We start from the raw sequence: 16,031 nt of genomic DNA, 5'->3' as shown, positions 1-16,031 counted from the left end.
CCGTCGCACCGGGCCCGTTTCGGCGGGCGGGTTAGGCCCGGCGCCGGATTGCGGCTACCGTCCCCCCATGCGAAACCCCTCCCTGTCGGGCCCGGCGTGCTGAGCCGCCGCACCGCTGGGCTGGTCGCGGCCTTCCTCGCCGGGCTGGCCCTGGTCGTCGTCGCCGTCCTCGTGGTACGGCAGCTCACCGCAGCCTCGAAGCCCGAGTTGCCGGTGGTGCCCGAGGCTCGGCGCCCGGTGGTGGAGATCGCCGCCCGCGTCTGCTCCATGCTGAGCGTTCCGCTGCTGGCGGCGCAGATCGACGCCGAGAGCGGCTGGCGGGCGAACGCGGACTCCGGGCAGGCCCAGGGCATTTCGCAGTTCGCCCCGGACACCTGGAAGGAATGGGGGCGGGACGGCAACGGCGATGGTAAGGCCGACGTCTGGGAGCCCCGGGACGCCATCCCCTCCCAGGCGCGCTATATGTGCCATTTGTACAAGATGGTCAAGGTGATCCCCGGCGGCTCGACCCGGCTGGGGTCGACCCGGCTCGCGCTGGCCGCGTACAACGCGGGGCCGAGCGCGGTGATCAGGGCCAGGGGCATGCCGCAGTTGAACGAGACACGCGGCTATGTGCACAAGATCATGCACGATCTGCTGCCCAAGTACCGGAAGGCCGAGAAGACGTACCAGGAGAGCGAGGCGAAGCACCGCTCCACCAAGCGCGGCACCGCCACCCCCTCGCCCTCGTCCCCTCCGTCGTCCGACGCCACTGCCTCGTCCACGGCGCTGTCACCCGCGCCGGACGCCGCCACGGAACCGCGGCCGACCGCGCCCGGCGTCGCCGCGCCGACTACGCGTCGGCCGCGATGAAGTCCTCCACGGCCCGGACCAGTTCCAGCGGGGTCTCATCGGCCGGGTAGTGCCCCGCGCACGGCAGCTCGATCAACTCGGCGTCGGCGTACCAGCGCAGCCAGGTCTGCCGCATCACGTCGGCCGTCAGCGCCGGGTCGTGCGCACCGACCACCACTCGGACCGGTACCTCGGCCCCGCTGATCTCCTCGTGGAAGTCCTCCAGGGCCCAGGAGTCCAGCCACGCACGGAAAGCCTTGGCGTCGCTGTGCCGCACCGAATGCCGCACCATCAGGTCGAGCCAGGCGGCCGGATGGCGGTTGCCGGTGGTCAGATCGATGATCGCCCGCCGGTTCTCCGGACGCTCGGCGGCGGACGCGAACAGCTCCCACTGCTCACCCTCCATCGGCACCCCGCTCGCGGGCACCGGCGCCACCCCGACCAGCCGCCGGACGCGGTGCGGGGCCGCCGCCACAACACGCTGGACGACGGCGCCGCCCATCGAGTGCCCGATGAGCGAGAACCGGTCCCAGCCGAGGTGGTCGGCCAGCGCGAGCAGATCCCGCCCCGCCTCACTGGTGGTGAACCGGCCGGGGACATCGCGCGCCTCCCCGTAGCCGCGCAGATCGGGCAGGACATAGGTGAAGGCCCGCCGGTCGACATGCGGCAGCATGGCGGCGTACGCGGCGCGGTCCGAGAACCAGCCGTGCACCGCCATGACACGGTGCGGACCGTCCCCGACGGTCTCATACGGTGGAACGAGGGGTGGAACGATGGGCCCCATGGCACCTCCGGTCCCAGTCGAATACGGGCGCGCGGCGCATACCCGTGGGGGACAACGGTGACGTCTCCCGCTGAAGGGGGCAAGCCCGGTGCGCATATGCGTGCCAGCGATGTGGTGGGAGTCCACATCGTGGACATGACGTGCTGCATGTGTCGGGGGAGCTTAGGGATGGTTCACGAGGTTCGCCACAATCTTGCTTGATTTTGACGAACCGACCGATCGCGATGAGGTGTGCGACGGGACGGCAAGCGCGTCCACACGACGGGTTTCGGATCAACTGACCTGCGACAACGGCGAGTTGATTGGTCCGTACCGCTGCGGACAGGACGCTAGAACCCCCGGATTACGGTGTCAATACGGCCTTGACGGGCGCGGTGACGGTTCGTGGACATCCGCCCCGCACCACGGCCCGTCGCGCCGTTCCCCCGTACGGGCGGGGTGCCCGCGTGCGTCTGCGTGTCAGCCGTACCGCGCGGGCGCGGGCGTAGTCAGATGGCGGCTGTGGCGCGCGATGACGGAACGATTCGGCGATACGGTGCCATGGTTCTGCGGATCGCGGCCGTGGCCGCCCTCTACTACGCGGGCGCCAGGATCGGCCTGTTGCAGGAACTGGTGCGCGGCCAGGTCACCCCGCTGTGGCCACCCACCGGGATCGCCCTCGCCTGTCTGCTGCTGCTCGGGCCCGCCGCCTGGCCGGGGATCGCACTCGGCGCGCTCGCCGTCAACGCCCCCATCGGTCCGTCACCCCTCGGCGTCGTCGGGATCGCCGCGGGCAACACCCTCGCCCCGCTCTGCGCCTTCCTCCTCCTCCAGCGCGCGGACTTCCGTATCTCCCTGGACCGGCTCCGGGACGCGCTGGCCCTGGTGTTCCTCGGTGCGCTGCTCGGGATGCTGATCAGCGCCACCATCGGAACGGCCGTACTCGTCCTGGCGGGCGCGCTTCCGTCCGATGCCTTCTGGCCGGCCTGGTCGGTGTGGTGGACCGGCGATGCGATGGGGGTCCTGGTGATCACTCCGCTGCTGCTCGCCCTGCGCGGGGTGCGGATGCCGCGCGAGGTCCGCCCCTACCGCTGGCTGGAGGCGGCGGTCCTGCTGGTGGGTACGGCGGCCGTTACGCTGGTGGCCACCCGGAGCGTCGCCGCCCTGCTCTTCCTCGTCTTCCCGTTTCTGATCTGGGCGGCACTGCGCTTCCAGTTGGCGGGCGCCGCGCCGTGCTCGTTCATCGTCTCCGTCCTCGCGATCAAGGCAACGGCGGAGGACGTCGGTCCGTTCTCGGGCAACTCACTGCTGACCCAGATGGTGACGCTCCAGGCGTTCAACGGCACCACCGCGCTGACCGCGCTGCTGCTGTCGGCGATCATCGCCGAACGGAACAACACCCGGCGGCAGATCGAGCGGGTGTGCACGGAGCTGGCGGAGGTGGTGGTCCGGCTGGCGCCGGGCGAGAACTTCGGGAACTGGCCGTCGCGGCGGCATGACGAGGAACCGCCGGACGGACGGGGATAGGGCCCGTCCCGCTCGCGGCCGGACGCCCCCTTTGACGACGGACCTAGCGACACCCGGGCGGGAGGGGCCGGGGAACCCAGGCGGATGCGGAGCCGTCTGAGAGGGCGTACCGAACACGGCGCGCGACGGGGGCGTACGCAAGCAGGGGTGCACACGAACCAACGCGCCCAACGACGGCGTACGCAACGGGCGCGCGCCCGGACAAGAGCGCCCCGGACCCCGAAGGGAACCGCCCCCGAACGGAACCGGTACCCCACCCCCCCCCCGCACCCGGCACCCCGTGCGCTACAGAACGACAGGAACCCATGACCGCCACGACAGCCACCCGCTACCTCTATCTGACCCGCCACGGCGAGGCCACCGCGGACGAGCGCGAGCTGACGGCCGTGGGCCGCCGGCAGGCCGTACTGCTCGGCAAGCGGCTGCGGGGGGTACCCCTGTCGGCGATCCACCACGGTCCGCTGCCCCGGGCCGCCCAGACCGCGCGGCTGATCGGCGACCAGCTCGACGGCGTACCCGCGCACGCCTGCGAACCGGCCGGGGACTACGTCCCGCACACCCCCGAGCGGCATGAACTGCCCGCCGATTCCGCCGACTTCCTCCTCGACTTCGTCCACCAGTTCCCGGCGGAGGAGCGGGAGCGCGGACCGCTGCTGGCCCGGCAGGCGGTGGAACGCTTCACCGGCCCGGTGGACGGCCCCGAGGACCGCCATGAGCTGGTGGTGACCCACAACTTCCTGATCGGCTGGCTGGTGCGGGAGGTGCTCGACGCCCCGAACTGGCGCTGGCTGGGGCTCAACCACGGCAACGCGGCGCTGACGGTCATCCGCTGGCCGCCGCCCGGCCGTCCGCCCTCCATGGTCTTCTGGAACGACATGGCACATCTGTCGGCGGAGCTGCGCTGGACCGGCCTCGCACCGGAACTGCGGGCCATGCCCTGACCGGGCCGTGTCCGGCCGGCGGGGGGGCACGTCGAAGGCCGGACCCGCGCTGTTGGGTCCGGCCCCCACCGTGTCCGAGTCGCATGCAGCCCAGCAAGCGTGAATAAGGACAGGACCCACCGTAGGGCCCGGCACTGACAACGAGCCGCCGTCACCAGCCGATCGTCGGCCGATCGCCTCCGTCGTGAGCGTTCGGAGCCGGACCGGGCAGCGCCAGAATGGCGCCAACCCAGCGTCAGCTGAGGCAACTTGATGCCACACAGTGTCGCTGTGGCGCCAACCGTGTGCCAAGATGGCGCTATGGACCTCACGCCCTACGTCGACAACCTCCGGCACGAGCTCGCGGTCGCCGCGGACGCGGGTGGGGACGAAGCCCGCGCCCTGGCCGAACGGCTCACCGCTCCCCTGGAGTCCGCCGCCCGGCTCACCCTGCTCAACGCGCTGTCCGCCGCCATGGGTGAGGTCACCCGCGAGCTGGCGCCGGGCTCGGTCGACGTACGGCTCCGCGGACTCGACCCCGAGTTCGTGGTGACACCGCCACCGCTCCCGGAGCCGTACGAGGAGACCGAGGAGCGGGCGGGCGCGGCGGTGGGCGGCGCACCCGCGCCACCCGTCTCCCCCGCCGCCCCCGTGGACGGGGACGAGGGGGGCACGGCCCGTATCAACTTCCGGCTGCCCGCCCACCTCAAGGCGCGGGTCGAGGACGCCGCCGGGCAGGAGGGACTCTCGGTCAACGCCTGGCTGGTACGGGCGGTTGCCAACGCCCTGGAGCCGGGTGAACAGACCCGCGCACCCGGCCGCGGCAGCCGCCACCGCGGCCAGCAGAGCTTCAAGGGCTGGGTCCGCTAGCGCGGCCCGCCGCCCCCATCACTTCGGCACCACCCGCACCACTTCTCCTTTCACCGCACCCGCCCCACCAGCGGGTACGCACACCAGAGCCATGAGGACGGGACAGCCATGCCTACGTTCGACACACCCGAACCGGTCTCCGCCAGCCTCGAGTTCGACATGGGATCGGTCCGGATCATCGCGAGCAAGCGCACGGACACGGTCGTCGAGGTGCTGCCGAGCAATGGCGCCGAGGAGGCCGACCTACGGGCCGTACAGCAGACCAAGGTCAGCTGCACGGGCGGCACGGTACTGGTCAAGGGCCCCAAGAAGCGTTTCGTATTCGGCAAGCTCGGATCCGTCGATGTGACCGTCGAGCTCCCGGCCGGGTCGGATGTCCTGGCCCGGTCCGCCCTGGTGGATTTCGTCTGCACGGGCCCCCTCGGAGAGTGTCTGCTCAAGACCTCCGTCGGTGATATCCAGGTCGACGAGGCCACCACCGTCAACCTCAAGACCGACCACGGCGATGTCCGCCTGGCCCGGGTGACGGGGAACGCCGAGATCTCCGGGGCGGGCCGGGTCGAGGTCCACCAGATCGACGGCGCGGCGATCGTCAAGAACCTCAACGGCGAGACGGAGATCGGCGAGATCGTCGGTGAGCTGCGCGCCAACTCCTCCAACGGCCGGATCTCCATCGGCACCGCCCACGCCGGAGTCGAGGCCAGATCCGCCAACGGTCATATCCGCATCGGCCAGGTGACGCGTGGTCAGGTCAAGCTCGACACCGCTTCCGGGGATCTGGAGGTCGGCATCCGGGAGTCCATCGCCGCCTGGCTCGATGTGAACACCCGGCTGGGCAGTGTGCGCAACTCCCTCGGCCCGTCCGAGGGCCCCGGGGCCGCCGAGGACACGGTCGAGGTACGGGCCCATACGCACCTCGGCGACATCGTGATCCGCCGCGCCTGACACCCCTTGACCCAGCGACCTTCCGCAGAAGAGAGAGCAGAAGAGACATGCCAGCCATGACCGGGTCCTCCGCGCCCGCGCTCTCGTCGGCGATCACAGCCGTCGGACTGTCCAAGTCCTACGGGGACAAGGTGGTGCTCGACGGCATCGACCTGCACATCCCCGAAGGCACCGTCTTCGCGCTGCTCGGGCCGAACGGCGCGGGCAAGACGACCACCGTGCAGATCCTGTCCACCCTCGTCCGCGCCGACGCGGGCGAAGCACGGATAGCGGGCCACGACCTGGTCCACGACGCCGACGCGGTACGCGCCGCGATCGGTGTCACCGGGCAGTTCTCGGCGGTGGACAATCTGCTGACCGCCGAGGAGAACCTGATGCTCATGGCGGATCTGCACCATCTGAACCGCCGCGAGGGCCGCCGCCGCACCGCCGAACTGCTGCGCCGCTTCGATCTGACCGAGGTGTCCGCCAAGCCCGTGGTCACCTTCTCCGGCGGGATGCGGCGCAAACTGGACCTCGCGATGACCCTCGTCGGCAATCCGCGCGTGATCTTCCTCGATGAGCCGACCACCGGCCTCGATCCGCGCAGCCGTCGCACCATGTGGGAGATCATCCGCGAACTGGTGGCCCACGACGGCGTCACCATCTTCCTGACCACCCAGTATCTGGACGAGGCGGACCAACTCGCCGACCGCATCGCCGTCCTGGACCACGGCACGCTGGTCGCCGAAGGCACCGCGGAGGAGCTGAAGCGGCGTATCCCCGGTGGTCATCTCCGGGTGCGGTTCGCCGACCCGGACCGGCTCGACGCGGCCACCGCGCTCTTCGGCGCCGTCACCCGCGACACCGAATCGCTCACCCTCCAGATTCCCAGCGACGGCAGCATCCCCACTCTGCGTGCGGTCCTCGACGTACTGGACAGCGCCTCGATCGCGGCCGAGTCCCTGACCATGCACACCCCCGACCTCGACGATGTCTTCCTCACCCTCACCGGCCGGCCCCGGTCCGGCGACGCGGCCACCTCGCCGAAGGAGAACGCCCGATGACCTCCCTGTCCTACGCGGTCAGCGACTCCATGACGATGCTGCGGCGCAATCTGAAGCATGCGCTGCGCTATCCGTCGATGACGGTCTCGGTCGTCGTGATGCCCGTGATGATGCTGCTGCTCTTCACCTACGCGTTCGGCTCGGCGCTGGGCACCGGTATCGAGGGCATGTCCACCGGTGGCGGTGACTACATCGACTATGTGGCCCCCGGCATCATCCTCATGGCCGCGACCTCCGGGGCCATGGTCACGGCGGTCGGCGTCTGCGTCGATATGACCGAGGGCATCGTCAACCGCTTCCGTACGATGGCGATCTCGCGTGCGGCGTTCCTCACCGGCCATGTGGTCGGCAGTGTCATCCAGACCATGATCAGCGTGGTGTTCGTGGTGGCCGTCGCGTTGCTCGTCGGCTTCCGCCCGGACGCCACCCCGCTCGAATGGCTCGCCGCCACGGGTCTGCTGACCCTGCTCACCCTCGCGCTCACCTGGCTCGCCGCCGGGGTCGGCCTGGTCGCCAAGACCCCGGAGACCGCGAGCAACATCCCGCTGCCCTTCCAGTTCCTCCCCTTCATCGGCAGCGCCATCGTGCCTCCGGAGTCCATGCCCACCGGACTGCGCTGGTTCGCCGAGTACCAGCCCTTCACCTCGCTCATCGAAACCCTGCGCGGTCTGCTGATGGGCACGGAGATCGGCAACAGCGGCTACGCCGCCCTGGCCTGGTGCCTCGGCCTCACCCTCGTCGGCTACCTCTGGGCGCGTGCCATGTTCTCCCGCGACACCAACCGCTAGCCCCTTCAGCCAGCCCTCTCCGGTCCGGGGGACCGGAGAGGGCTTCAATGCGCCGAAAGGGATGCGTGGCGGCAGCCCGGAGGGCTAGCGCCGCGCAGGGTCGCTCACCACGCCCGCGGCCCGGGCGGCGGTCAGCCACTGCGGGAAGTCCTGGAGCAGCTGGTCGTAAAGCCCCTCGTCGGACAGCGACTTCGGGGACGCCCCGGCGGCGAAGAACCCGGCGTTGTCGACCACGCGCTTGTCCGGCACCGGCAGCTCGTCCAGCTTGCGCAGGAAGCGAAACTCGTCGTGCCCGAAGCCGATGAACTGCCAGAAGATCGGCAACCGCGCGGCCGTGCACAGCACATGCTCCGCCGCGGTCCTGGACGTCGGGGAACCATCGGTCTGGAACACCACGAAGGCCGGGTCCTGGGCCCCCGATGCCTGGTAGTGGTCGATCACCGCCTGCATGGCCAGGTGGTAGTTGGTCCGCCCCATGTGCCCCATCGAGTCGTGCAGCGGATTGATCCGGTCCCGGTAGGCATCGAGGCTGATCTCCGCGGTCCCGTCGATGTCCGTGGAGAAGAAGACCACCGGCACCACCCCGTCGTCATCGAGGTTGGCGGCGAGGGCGAGCGTCTGCTCCGCCAGGCGCTGCACGGAACCGTCACGGTAGTACTGACGCATGCTCCCGGACCGGTCCAGCACCAGATACACGGCGGCCCGCTGCCCACCGACCCGGTGCTTGGCCAACGAGACCGCAGCCGTCTTGTACAGGCTGACCAGCCCGGGAGCCCGAGCGGCGACCTTCTCCGGACTGACCCCGGCGGCCGGGGCGGCGGGAGTCCTGGGCGGCTTGCGGTAGTCGATCGTGGGGCGCTTGCGGTACTCGATGGCCATAGGCAGGGATTGTGCCCCGAGGACCGGGCCACGTCTTCCCCTTGCTCAGCATCGCGGGCGCGCGATCAGCCGGACGTCCGGTCCGGACCGGAGGAGCTTCCTCACGCCCGGCGTGAGGCCCCGTCCGGCCACACGACGTCCACGGGAACGCCCGCCGCACGCGCCTCGTGCACCACGTCCGCCGTACCCCCACCCTTTCCGGTGGGCGGCTGCATGTTCCATACGGCCACCAGACGGTCGGCACGCTCCAGCAGCACGGCGTTCGCCGCTTCGTACGCCTGCCGGTTCGCGTGGGGCATCACCAGCGCTTCGTCCGCCGCGTCCAGCAATCGGTCGAACGTCTCGGCATGGTCCGGCTTCACCTTCGCCTGCCGGTAGTCCCGCGACGGAATCACCACGACGAGGCGCCCACCGGCAGCCAGCACCGCGTCCGCGAACAGACTGTCGCTGCCCTGCGCGATGCAGGACACCCCGATCAGGCCGGAGGGCTCGTAGACGGCGAGGGCTCTGTCCAACTCGCCTCGCACCAGCGGCACCGTGCCATCGGTGAGGTCCATGTGCAGACTCCGGATGCTACTGCTCACCGGCATCCACGGCTCGGTGGCTAGGCTGCCCGCATGATCCGCGCTGTGGCCCTCGACATCGGCGAGACCTTGATCCGGGACGACCGTGGGTGGGCCGCATGGGCCGACTGGCTGAGCATTCCCCGTCACACCCTCTCCGCCCTTGTCGGCGCGGTCGTCGCCCAAGGCCGCGATAACGCCGAGGCACTGCGGCTCATCCGGCCGGACATCGACATCGCCGTCGAACGAGCCGCCATGGAGACGGCTGGGTTGGGCGAGCAGCTGACCGAGGACGATCTCTACCCCGATGTGCGTCCGGCACTCGTCACACTCCGTGAGACGGGCATTCGCGTCGTTGTCGCCGGGAACCAAACGGCGCGTGCGGGGGAACTGTTGCGCCGCCTCGAGTTGCCTGTTGACGCGATCGCCACATCGGGGGAATGGGGCGTCTCCAAACCCGATCCGCAGTTCTTCGCTCATCTCCTGGAACTCTCGGGAACGGCACCCTTCGAGACCTTGTACGTAGGTGATCACCCGGCGAACGACGTACGGCCGGCGGAGGCCGCCGGCCTGCGCGTCGCGCATCTTCGACGCGGTCCGTGGGGCCATCTGTGGGCAGGCACAGCGGAGGCGGCTGCGGCCGACTGGCAGATCGACTCGCTGCACGATCTCCTGCGACTGACCGTCGCATAAGGCGAACTGCCCCGCTGTCGCATAACCGCTCGCTACCGTTCGGAGTGGACGCACCGAACGGAGCACCCGTATGCCCACTGCAAACGCCCTCACATTCGGTCAACGCGTGGCCTACCGCCGTCGCGTCGCACGAATGACACAGCAAGAACTTGCGAACGCCGCTGGCGTGCACGTCGGCACGCTACGAAAGATCGAGCGGGGCGCACGGGGCGCGAGCGACGGCGTCGTGGAAGCGTTAGCTGCCGCGCTCGGAGTCGACACCTCCCGCCTGTTAGGCAGCCGGGATCAGGCCGATGCCCGGGTCCATGCCGCCATGCCGTCGCTGTCGGCCGAGATCGCCGCGTACGAGGGACCGGACGACGGGCCGGTCCGCCCACTGGCCGACCTGCGGATCGCGGTGGACGAAGCGGTGACCTGGCGCCTGGCCGCGCAATACGTTCGGATCGCCCGTCACGCGCCGAAGCTCATTGGCGAACTGATCCGCGCCAACCACCTTGCCCCGGCCAAGGAGCGCGCCGAAATCGCGGGTCTGCTGGTATCCGCGCTCCGAACAGCAGACGCAGTGGCGTACAAGTATGGCGCCCGAGACCTGTCCGCCCGCCTCGTGGACCTGATGCGGTGGGTGGCACCGCATGCCGGAGACCCGCTACTGGTCGCGGCAGTCGCGTACGTTCGAACGGAGACCTTCTTCGCAGCCAGGGCGTTCGCTCCGGGGCTGCGTGCTCTGGAGGCCGCGCTGGACGCCGCACCAGTAGGCGATGACGATGCCACTGTGGCGGCCAGGGGCACTCTGAACATGCGAGCCGCGGTCATCGCCGGACGCGCCGGTCTCGTGGAAGCCGCGAACTTCCACCTCTTCGAGGCCCGACGCCTGGGCGACGCGGTGCCGGAGAGCGTCTACCAGGGCACCGCATTCGGGCCGGAAAGCGTCCGTATCCACGAGGTCTCAGTCGCGGTCAGTCTCGGCCATGACCACGTGCGCCGAGCACTCGACGTCGCCAACGAGTGGGCCCCGCCGCAGAGTCTGCCAGCCGAACGCCGGAGCGGGTTCTACATCGAGGTCGCTCGTGCTCAGCTGTGGACCGGGCTGGCGCGCGATGCCTTCGAATCACTGAAGGTCGCACGCCGTATTGCCCCGCAGCACACACGTGATCACCCATGGGTACGTGAGGACGCCGCGACGCTGCGCCGCCTGCGGCGCGGAGATGCAGAGAGCCTCAGCAGTTTCGCAGAATGGTGTCACGCCGGGGAGTAGCACCCACTGACCCTCACTGGGTCACTTGCGGTCCTTCAAGCGGAGAACCATCCATCTGTCCGCACCGACACGGCAGATGGGGCAACTTGTGTCCGTACCCTTCCCGACCGGACTCGCGTGTGGCCTGTCGTCCTCTGTGAAGATCACCGCGACCAAGGCGAGCCGAATGACAGCAGACCCCTTGAACTCATGGGCACCTCCGAACACCACCGACGTAGAGATGGTGGAGGTCGGCCATCACTGGGACGCGGTATCCGCACCCACTGCCATCGCTGACCGCGCCCTAAAACTGCTCGACGCGCGGTCCGGAGCCGTCATCCAGGACGACCTTCACGGAAAGGTCTACTGGCTCATCGCGGTCGACACCGCCCGCAGCTGGTGCCTTCGTCGAGTCTCCGTCCTCACCTCCCTGCTTGACGAAAGCACGCTCCTCGGCGTACCGCCCGCTACATGGACTGCCGACCGGTACAGCTACTGGCGAATTCCCCTCGCCCCCGGCCGGTATTTGACCGACGCCCAGCAGTTGCACCGCGCCCTGGCTCAAGCAGCGGACGAAGCCCTCGGCCCCGTGCCGGAGGGGCGGCAGCTCTGCTACCGCTGTCAGCTGCCGACCGACGAGCCCGTCATCGTCGCCGAGGAGCACGGCGGCAGCATCGGCGGGGGCACCACCTACGCCTGCCCTCAGCACGCGCAGGACTACCCCGCCGACACAGTGGCCCGGCTTGTCGGCACGCGGCACGCGCCTCACCAGGACGAGGCACGATGACGACGCAGCAGGATTCGCACGCCGCCACGGAGGCGGAGCAGGCATGGCGGGCGGCCATCGAACACGCCGCGGGCTGCCACGCATGCCGGACGCGAGGCGCCGTGTGTGAGCGGGGCGAGACCCTGCTCGAGGCGTTCAACGCCGTCATGCACCAGCAGAGGCAGAGGAGGAACAGCGATGCGTAGCACCGCGCTCCGTATGTTCCGCGCCGCTCGTGCGGCCGTAGTCGTGGCCGCGATGGCCGGGGCACCCGTGGCAGTCGTGGCTCTCTGCCTGGCCGGAGACCCGGCCCGCTAGACCGGGTGGGCCATCGGCGGTCCGGTCCCTCGTCCACCGGACGACGGCACCGGCGGCCCACCCAGTAACCACCGGACGGACCACAGAGAACCGCACATACACAAAGCCCCTTCTCAGGAGGTGAACTGTGCGTGACCGCACAGCTCAAGCACAAGGGCGACCCCGCCCCGATCAAACCGTGGACACCCCGCCGCCGCCCCCGCCGGACGACAGTCAGCCGCCCAAGGGGAAGTGAAGCCCTGTGGCAGCGCATTGGCAGGAGCGGCATCCGGCGCGCTCACGCCCACGTGGCGTCCGGTGTTCGACGCCGTACCGCGGCACCGGTTATCCCGGCCGAGGTCTGGGAGCAACAGGCCACATGCGTCCCGGTCACCACGGACGCCGCCTGGCGGCTTCTCTGTTTTCCTACGTGCCGAAGGATGACGTGAATGGAGTCTCTTGACGCCGAAGGCTGGGCCCGACTTTTCGACGCCTGCCATGAATCTGCCTACCACCTGGAAATGCGTGATCAATATGCGGTGGCCGAGGAGCAGGCCGACATCGAGAAGTGGCGGGCCGACGAATGGGGGCCCGCTCAGGATGCCGCAAGCAAAGCCGGCTGGCTCGACCTGATGCGAGCCACCTCAGCACGTGGGGTGAGGCTCCGCCGAGTACGAATCGTCTCCGAACCGGTCACCGAGTACATCCGATTTGAACACGAGGGTACTCCGCAGAACATCGCAGCTGGAGAAGATGTGCGCTGGCTGCCTCGCCCCCGCGCATCCGGCCTGGCGCTGCCGGGCAACGACTGCTGGATCTTCGACAGCACTACCGCGTTGTTCAACCACTTCACTGGGGACGGCGGCTGGGTCGGCAATGAAATGAGCACCGACCCCGAGGTGGCAGCTCTATGCACCAAGGCATTCGACAGCGCCTGGAAACTGGGCATCCCGCACAATGCGTACACCTTGGACTCATGAGCGGAGTTATTACTGGTGCAACAATGCGGACAGGGACAGCCCTGACCTGGCGGCGAGGGCCCGGTACCGCCGGAGTTCGGGGCGGGTGCGCGGACGGGGCTTCGGCTCCTTGCCGCAGCCGCACGCCGACAGCCCCTCGTAGCGCAGCCCTTCGCCCAGCACCTCGGCGACCACCGACCACCCCCGGACGTCATGCTTCCGCGGCGGCGCGAAGTCATGGCCCGCGCACACCAGCGGCCGGGCGCAGTGAGGGCACGGGCGGTCCTTCGCCGCCCGACCCGGATGCTGCTTGAAACTGACGCGGCACGACACACGCGTAGTGCAGCTTGTAGTAGGTCATGGCGTAGAAGCACATCCCCTCACCGTAGTGAGAGGCCACGCAACCGGGCCAGCCGATCAGGGGGCCAGCCCGGCAGCCACCGAGCCGGCCGGGCGTGGGGATCGGTGGTGGTGTCGCCGGGCATGCGGCTGTCCGCGGCGGCGACCAGCTCCGGCCAACCGGGGTGGTGCAGAAGGTAGTCCGTCCGTCGTCTCCCTCGCAGGTGCGGTAGACGATGTGGAAGCGGTGATCAGCACGGAGCGGGACGGTGAAGGCGGGCCGTCCGCCCCGGACAGCAGCTCCCCGGCCCCCTCTCCCCGTGCACACGAGAAGAGGTGCCCCAGCCGGAACAGGTTCTCTTCCAGGAGCTCCGGGCGACGGGCGAACGACGGAGCGGGTCATCAAACAGGACAGCCAGGCCCGGTGGCGGGGTTGGCGCAGGTGTTGGTGCCGGGACCCCCGTTATTGAAGTTGAAGCCGGGACCGCCGTCGAGGTCGTCGTTGCCATCGCCGCCGAAGAGGTCGTCGCCGCCGGCCTCGCCGGACAGGTCGTCGTTGTCGGCGTTGCCGTAGAGGTCGTCGTTGCCTTCGCCGCCGAAGAGACCGTCGTCGCCGTCACCGCCGTAGAGGGCGTCGTCACCTTTGCCGCCGTGGAGACTGTCGCCGCCGACGCCGCCGTCGAGGCTGTCGCGGCCGTAGCTGCCCAGGATGGTGTCGTTGCCGGTATTGCCGGAGAGGATGTCGTTGCCGGCGTCACCGCAGATGACGTCGTCGCCACCGAGGCCGTCGACACGGTCGTCCCCGCCCAGCGCGGCAATCACATCGTTGCCCGGGGTGCCCACGAGGTTGTCGTTGCCCTTCGTGCCGACGATCGTCGCGGGCAAGCCCCCGCAGGTCGGGGTACCCGCCATGACGGCCCGCGGGTGGGCTGCCGGGACCACGGCGGATGCGGGACCGGCGGCGGTGATGGATCCCGCGGTCGCCAAGGCCAGCAAAGGCAGGATCAGGCCGCCGACACGGCGCGCCCTGCGGCACGCGCCGGGATCCATGACCGGCCCGGAATCCCCACCGTGGGCATCCCGATCTGTGCGGGCGTACCGGTTGTGCCAGCAAGCAAACGGGTCCAGTTCCATCAACGTGCACCTCCGAAGCGGGAAAACACTCAACCCATTCAGCAGGCCACGTCCCTGTCCCATCCGCCCGTCCCACGATCACAGCCATCGCCCGCCACCTGCCCCCTCTCCGCAGGTCAGGCCCCGGACGCAGCACGGAAAGATCCACTCCCACGGCTGTCCCCCGCCCAGACCGCTCCGGAGTTCCCGAACCCCCGCTGACGACCGGGGCTTTCTCGTAGAAGGCTGCTGCTGGACGCTCGGCGGCCGACAGCGTTGATGTCATCTGCGGATGTCAAAGGCCCCCAGCCGTCATCGGCTGGGGGCCTTCGTGCTGGTGGGCGCAGACGGGTTCGAACCGCCGACATCTGCCTTGTAAGAGCGGGCGCGTAACTTCGAGGTCTGCTGGTTAGGGGACCGCGCAGCCTCGGACCTGCGCAGACGTCTGACGCTTAACGCCTTCTCGCGACCTTTCGCGACCTCTCGCGTCGTACCGATTCTCAAGATCCACTCCCAATCCGCTCCCAATCCGCTTCGCATTTCCCCAGGTCGATGCCCCAATAAGGACGCGCCCCCAACTCGCAATGAGTTGGGGGCGCCGTGTGCCGAAGCCCTGTGAGGGGGGCCACCCTGTCAAGGCTCCGGCACGCTCGCGAGGACGCCCCGCCCGCCGCCAACGGGGGGAGTCCGGGAGACCACGTCTTACGGCTTACGGGCAACTCCGGCCCACACGCCAGACTCGATGCGTGTCGTGAACGGCTCACTCTCGGTCGGCCGCCAGGCATTCGTGGTCACCATGCCGGGCTCAACCAGCTCCAAGCCGTTCTCAGTGAAAAATTGCTGAACTTCGGCTTCGGTGCGCACCTGGGTCCTCACCCCGGCCTCGGCATAGATGCGTGCGATCTCCGCGACCTCCGTAGGAGCGAAATCGGCAGTGGCGTGAGCGAAAACGAAATGCGATCCGCTGGGCAGCTCGTCGATGATCCGTTTCACTGCCGGGCGGGGATGCTGATCGTCCGGGACGAAAAGCAGCACGGTGACGAGCAGTAGAGCGATGGGCTCGGTGAAATCGAGCGTGCGCTGCGTCTCTGCGGCACCCAGGATGCTCTGGGGTCTGGTGACGTCCCCCTCGAGCACCTCAACCATGCCCTCAGGTGTGGAATCCATCATTGCCCGGCAGTGTGAGATGACGTCGGGGTCGTGATCGACGTACACGACCCTGGCGTCGGCAGCGTAGCTCTGGGCGATCTCGTGGACGTTTGGCGACTGCGGCATGCCGACGCCGATGTCGAGGAACTGGCGAATGCCGACCTCACCGGCCAGGTAGTGAACAGATCGGCGGAGGAACCCGCGGTTGTGCTGGGCGACGCGCTGCACCCATGGCGCCACCTCCATCACGGCCTGTGCGGCAGCGTCATCCACCGGATGCGCGTCTTTGCCCTCCAAATACCGGTTGTAGAGCCTCGCCGCATTTCCATCGAGATGTGCAGTCATTAGT

The 16,031-nt window shown here is 69.2% G+C and carries 18 protein-coding genes; 12 read left to right on the top strand and 6 right to left on the bottom strand.

Annotated elements, in window-relative coordinates:
- Window positions 1-96 precede the first annotated feature (96 nt).
- Window positions 97-852, top strand: coding sequence for a lytic transglycosylase domain-containing protein (locus tag JK363_RS26615; RefSeq protein ID WP_307821876.1), 756 nt, complete (start codon window positions 97-99; stop codon window positions 850-852).
- Here JK363_RS26615 and JK363_RS26610 read toward each other — a convergent pair.
- A complete protein-coding gene (locus tag JK363_RS26610) occupies window positions 833-1,615 on the bottom strand; it encodes an alpha/beta fold hydrolase (RefSeq protein WP_201877862.1) in 783 nt (260 codons plus the stop codon). The two genes, JK363_RS26615 and JK363_RS26610, sit on opposite strands and share 20 nt — an antisense overlap.
- Before the next feature lie 540 nt (window positions 1,616-2,155).
- Between JK363_RS26610 and JK363_RS26605 the strand changes: the two genes are divergently transcribed.
- The 6 genes from JK363_RS26605 to JK363_RS26580 all read left to right on the top strand — a co-directional run bounded on the left by JK363_RS26605 (window position 2,156) and on the right by JK363_RS26580 (window position 7,690).
- Window positions 2,156-3,121, top strand: coding sequence for an MASE1 domain-containing protein (locus JK363_RS26605; RefSeq protein WP_236076117.1), 966 nt, complete (start codon window positions 2,156-2,158; stop codon window positions 3,119-3,121).
- 305 nt (window positions 3,122-3,426) lie between these two features.
- On the top strand, window positions 3,427-4,062 hold the full coding sequence (locus tag JK363_RS26600) for a histidine phosphatase family protein (RefSeq protein ID WP_201877860.1): 636 nt from the start codon (window positions 3,427-3,429) through the stop codon (window positions 4,060-4,062).
- A 300-nt stretch (window positions 4,063-4,362) separates the two neighbouring features.
- Window positions 4,363-4,911 carry a hypothetical protein gene (locus JK363_RS26595; protein WP_201877859.1) on the top strand — a complete coding sequence of 183 codons (549 nt, stop codon included), beginning with the start codon at window positions 4,363-4,365 and terminating at the stop codon, window positions 4,909-4,911.
- A gap of 108 nt (window positions 4,912-5,019) precedes the next feature.
- Window positions 5,020-5,856: a DUF4097 family beta strand repeat-containing protein gene (locus JK363_RS26590; protein WP_201877858.1), complete on the top strand. Its 837-nt coding sequence runs from the start codon at window positions 5,020-5,022 to the stop codon at window positions 5,854-5,856.
- A gap of 47 nt (window positions 5,857-5,903) precedes the next feature.
- Window positions 5,904-6,902 carry an ATP-binding cassette domain-containing protein gene (locus JK363_RS26585; protein WP_372444850.1) on the top strand — a complete coding sequence of 333 codons (999 nt, stop codon included), beginning with the start codon at window positions 5,904-5,906 and terminating at the stop codon, window positions 6,900-6,902.
- Window positions 6,899-7,690 carry an ABC transporter permease gene (locus JK363_RS26580; protein WP_201877856.1) on the top strand — a complete coding sequence of 264 codons (792 nt, stop codon included), beginning with the start codon at window positions 6,899-6,901 and terminating at the stop codon, window positions 7,688-7,690. Before JK363_RS26585 ends, JK363_RS26580 begins: the two co-directional genes overlap by 4 nt.
- Window positions 7,691-7,774: 84 nt before the next feature.
- On the opposite strand, the gene JK363_RS26575 is transcribed toward JK363_RS26580, so the two are convergent.
- Together JK363_RS26575 and JK363_RS26570 are read right to left on the bottom strand one after the other, a co-directional pair.
- Window positions 7,775-8,569 carry a vWA domain-containing protein gene (locus tag JK363_RS26575; RefSeq protein WP_201877855.1) on the bottom strand — a complete coding sequence of 265 codons (795 nt, stop codon included), beginning with the start codon at window positions 8,567-8,569 and terminating at the stop codon, window positions 7,775-7,777.
- A 101-nt stretch (window positions 8,570-8,670) separates the two neighbouring features.
- Window positions 8,671-9,126, bottom strand: a complete 456-nt coding sequence (locus JK363_RS26570; protein WP_372444853.1) for a hypothetical protein — start codon at window positions 9,124-9,126, stop codon at window positions 8,671-8,673.
- Window positions 9,127-9,186: 60 nt separating this feature from the next.
- On the opposite strand from JK363_RS26570, the gene JK363_RS26565 reads away from it, so the two are divergent.
- The 5 genes from JK363_RS26565 (at window position 9,187) to JK363_RS26545 (ending at window position 13,102) form a co-directional block, all read left to right on the top strand.
- The gene (locus JK363_RS26565; RefSeq protein ID WP_201877853.1) at window positions 9,187-9,825 is read left to right on the top strand and encodes an HAD family hydrolase; all 639 of its coding nucleotides are present in this window, start codon (window positions 9,187-9,189) and stop codon (window positions 9,823-9,825) included.
- 70 nt (window positions 9,826-9,895) lie between these two features.
- Window positions 9,896-11,080 (top strand): helix-turn-helix domain-containing protein, encoded by a 1,185-nt coding sequence (locus JK363_RS26560; protein WP_201877852.1) that lies wholly within the window; start codon window positions 9,896-9,898, stop codon window positions 11,078-11,080.
- A gap of 166 nt (window positions 11,081-11,246) precedes the next feature.
- On the top strand, window positions 11,247-11,846 hold the full coding sequence (locus tag JK363_RS26555; RefSeq protein ID WP_201877851.1) for a hypothetical protein: 600 nt from the start codon (window positions 11,247-11,249) through the stop codon (window positions 11,844-11,846).
- A complete protein-coding gene (locus tag JK363_RS26550) occupies window positions 11,843-12,031 on the top strand; it encodes a hypothetical protein (RefSeq protein WP_201877850.1) in 189 nt (62 codons plus the stop codon). Before JK363_RS26555 ends, JK363_RS26550 begins: the two co-directional genes overlap by 4 nt.
- 540 nt (window positions 12,032-12,571) lie before the next feature.
- The gene (locus JK363_RS26545) at window positions 12,572-13,102 is read left to right on the top strand and encodes a DUF6879 family protein (RefSeq protein ID WP_201877849.1); all 531 of its coding nucleotides are present in this window, start codon (window positions 12,572-12,574) and stop codon (window positions 13,100-13,102) included.
- 9 nt (window positions 13,103-13,111) lie between these two features.
- On the opposite strand, the gene JK363_RS26540 is transcribed toward JK363_RS26545, so the two are convergent.
- From JK363_RS26540 to JK363_RS26530, 3 genes are all read right to left on the bottom strand, one after another.
- Complete coding sequence (locus tag JK363_RS26540; protein ID WP_307821875.1) at window positions 13,112-13,414, bottom strand: hypothetical protein; 303 nt, start codon at window positions 13,412-13,414, stop codon at window positions 13,112-13,114.
- Between the two features lie 408 nt (window positions 13,415-13,822).
- A complete protein-coding gene (locus tag JK363_RS26535; protein WP_236076116.1) occupies window positions 13,823-14,554 on the bottom strand; it encodes a calcium-binding protein in 732 nt (243 codons plus the stop codon).
- A gap of 681 nt (window positions 14,555-15,235) precedes the next feature.
- The gene (locus tag JK363_RS26530) at window positions 15,236-16,027 is read right to left on the bottom strand and encodes an SAM-dependent methyltransferase (protein ID WP_201877847.1); all 792 of its coding nucleotides are present in this window, start codon (window positions 16,025-16,027) and stop codon (window positions 15,236-15,238) included.
- Window positions 16,028-16,031 lie beyond the last annotated feature (4 nt).

Origin of the sequence: Streptomyces coffeae (genome assembly GCF_016741875.1) — a bacterium.
Lineage (GTDB): Bacteria > Actinomycetota > Actinomycetes > Streptomycetales > Streptomycetaceae > Streptomyces > Streptomyces coffeae.
This window is presented reverse-complemented; position numbering and strand designations above follow the sequence as displayed.

Excerpts from the sequence above, each read along its gene's own strand:
- JK363_RS26610 (WP_201877862.1), bottom strand. The coding sequence starts at position 1,615 with ATGGGGCCCATCGTTCCACCCCTCGTTCCACCGTATGAGACCGTCGGG.
- JK363_RS26605 (WP_236076117.1), top strand. The coding sequence starts at position 2,156 with ATGGTTCTGCGGATCGCGGCCGTGGCCGCCCTCTACTACGCGGGCGCC.
- JK363_RS26600 (WP_201877860.1), top strand. The coding sequence starts at position 3,427 with ATGACCGCCACGACAGCCACCCGCTACCTCTATCTGACCCGCCACGGC.
- JK363_RS26595 (WP_201877859.1), top strand. The coding sequence starts at position 4,363 with ATGGACCTCACGCCCTACGTCGACAACCTCCGGCACGAGCTCGCGGTC.
- JK363_RS26590 (WP_201877858.1), top strand. The coding sequence starts at position 5,020 with ATGCCTACGTTCGACACACCCGAACCGGTCTCCGCCAGCCTCGAGTTC.
- JK363_RS26585 (WP_372444850.1), top strand. The coding sequence starts at position 5,904 with ATGCCAGCCATGACCGGGTCCTCCGCGCCCGCGCTCTCGTCGGCGATC.
- JK363_RS26580 (WP_201877856.1), top strand. The coding sequence starts at position 6,899 with ATGACCTCCCTGTCCTACGCGGTCAGCGACTCCATGACGATGCTGCGG.
- JK363_RS26575 (WP_201877855.1), bottom strand. The coding sequence starts at position 8,569 with ATGGCCATCGAGTACCGCAAGCGCCCCACGATCGACTACCGCAAGCCG.
- JK363_RS26570 (WP_372444853.1), bottom strand. The coding sequence starts at position 9,126 with ATGGACCTCACCGATGGCACGGTGCCGCTGGTGCGAGGCGAGTTGGAC.
- JK363_RS26565 (WP_201877853.1), top strand. The coding sequence starts at position 9,187 with ATGATCCGCGCTGTGGCCCTCGACATCGGCGAGACCTTGATCCGGGAC.
- JK363_RS26560 (WP_201877852.1), top strand. The coding sequence starts at position 9,896 with ATGCCCACTGCAAACGCCCTCACATTCGGTCAACGCGTGGCCTACCGC.
- JK363_RS26555 (WP_201877851.1), top strand. The coding sequence starts at position 11,247 with ATGACAGCAGACCCCTTGAACTCATGGGCACCTCCGAACACCACCGAC.
- JK363_RS26550 (WP_201877850.1), top strand. The coding sequence starts at position 11,843 with ATGACGACGCAGCAGGATTCGCACGCCGCCACGGAGGCGGAGCAGGCA.
- JK363_RS26545 (WP_201877849.1), top strand. The coding sequence starts at position 12,572 with ATGGAGTCTCTTGACGCCGAAGGCTGGGCCCGACTTTTCGACGCCTGC.
- JK363_RS26535 (WP_236076116.1), bottom strand. The coding sequence starts at position 14,554 with ATGGAACTGGACCCGTTTGCTTGCTGGCACAACCGGTACGCCCGCACA.
- JK363_RS26530 (WP_201877847.1), bottom strand. The coding sequence starts at position 16,027 with ATGACTGCACATCTCGATGGAAATGCGGCGAGGCTCTACAACCGGTAT.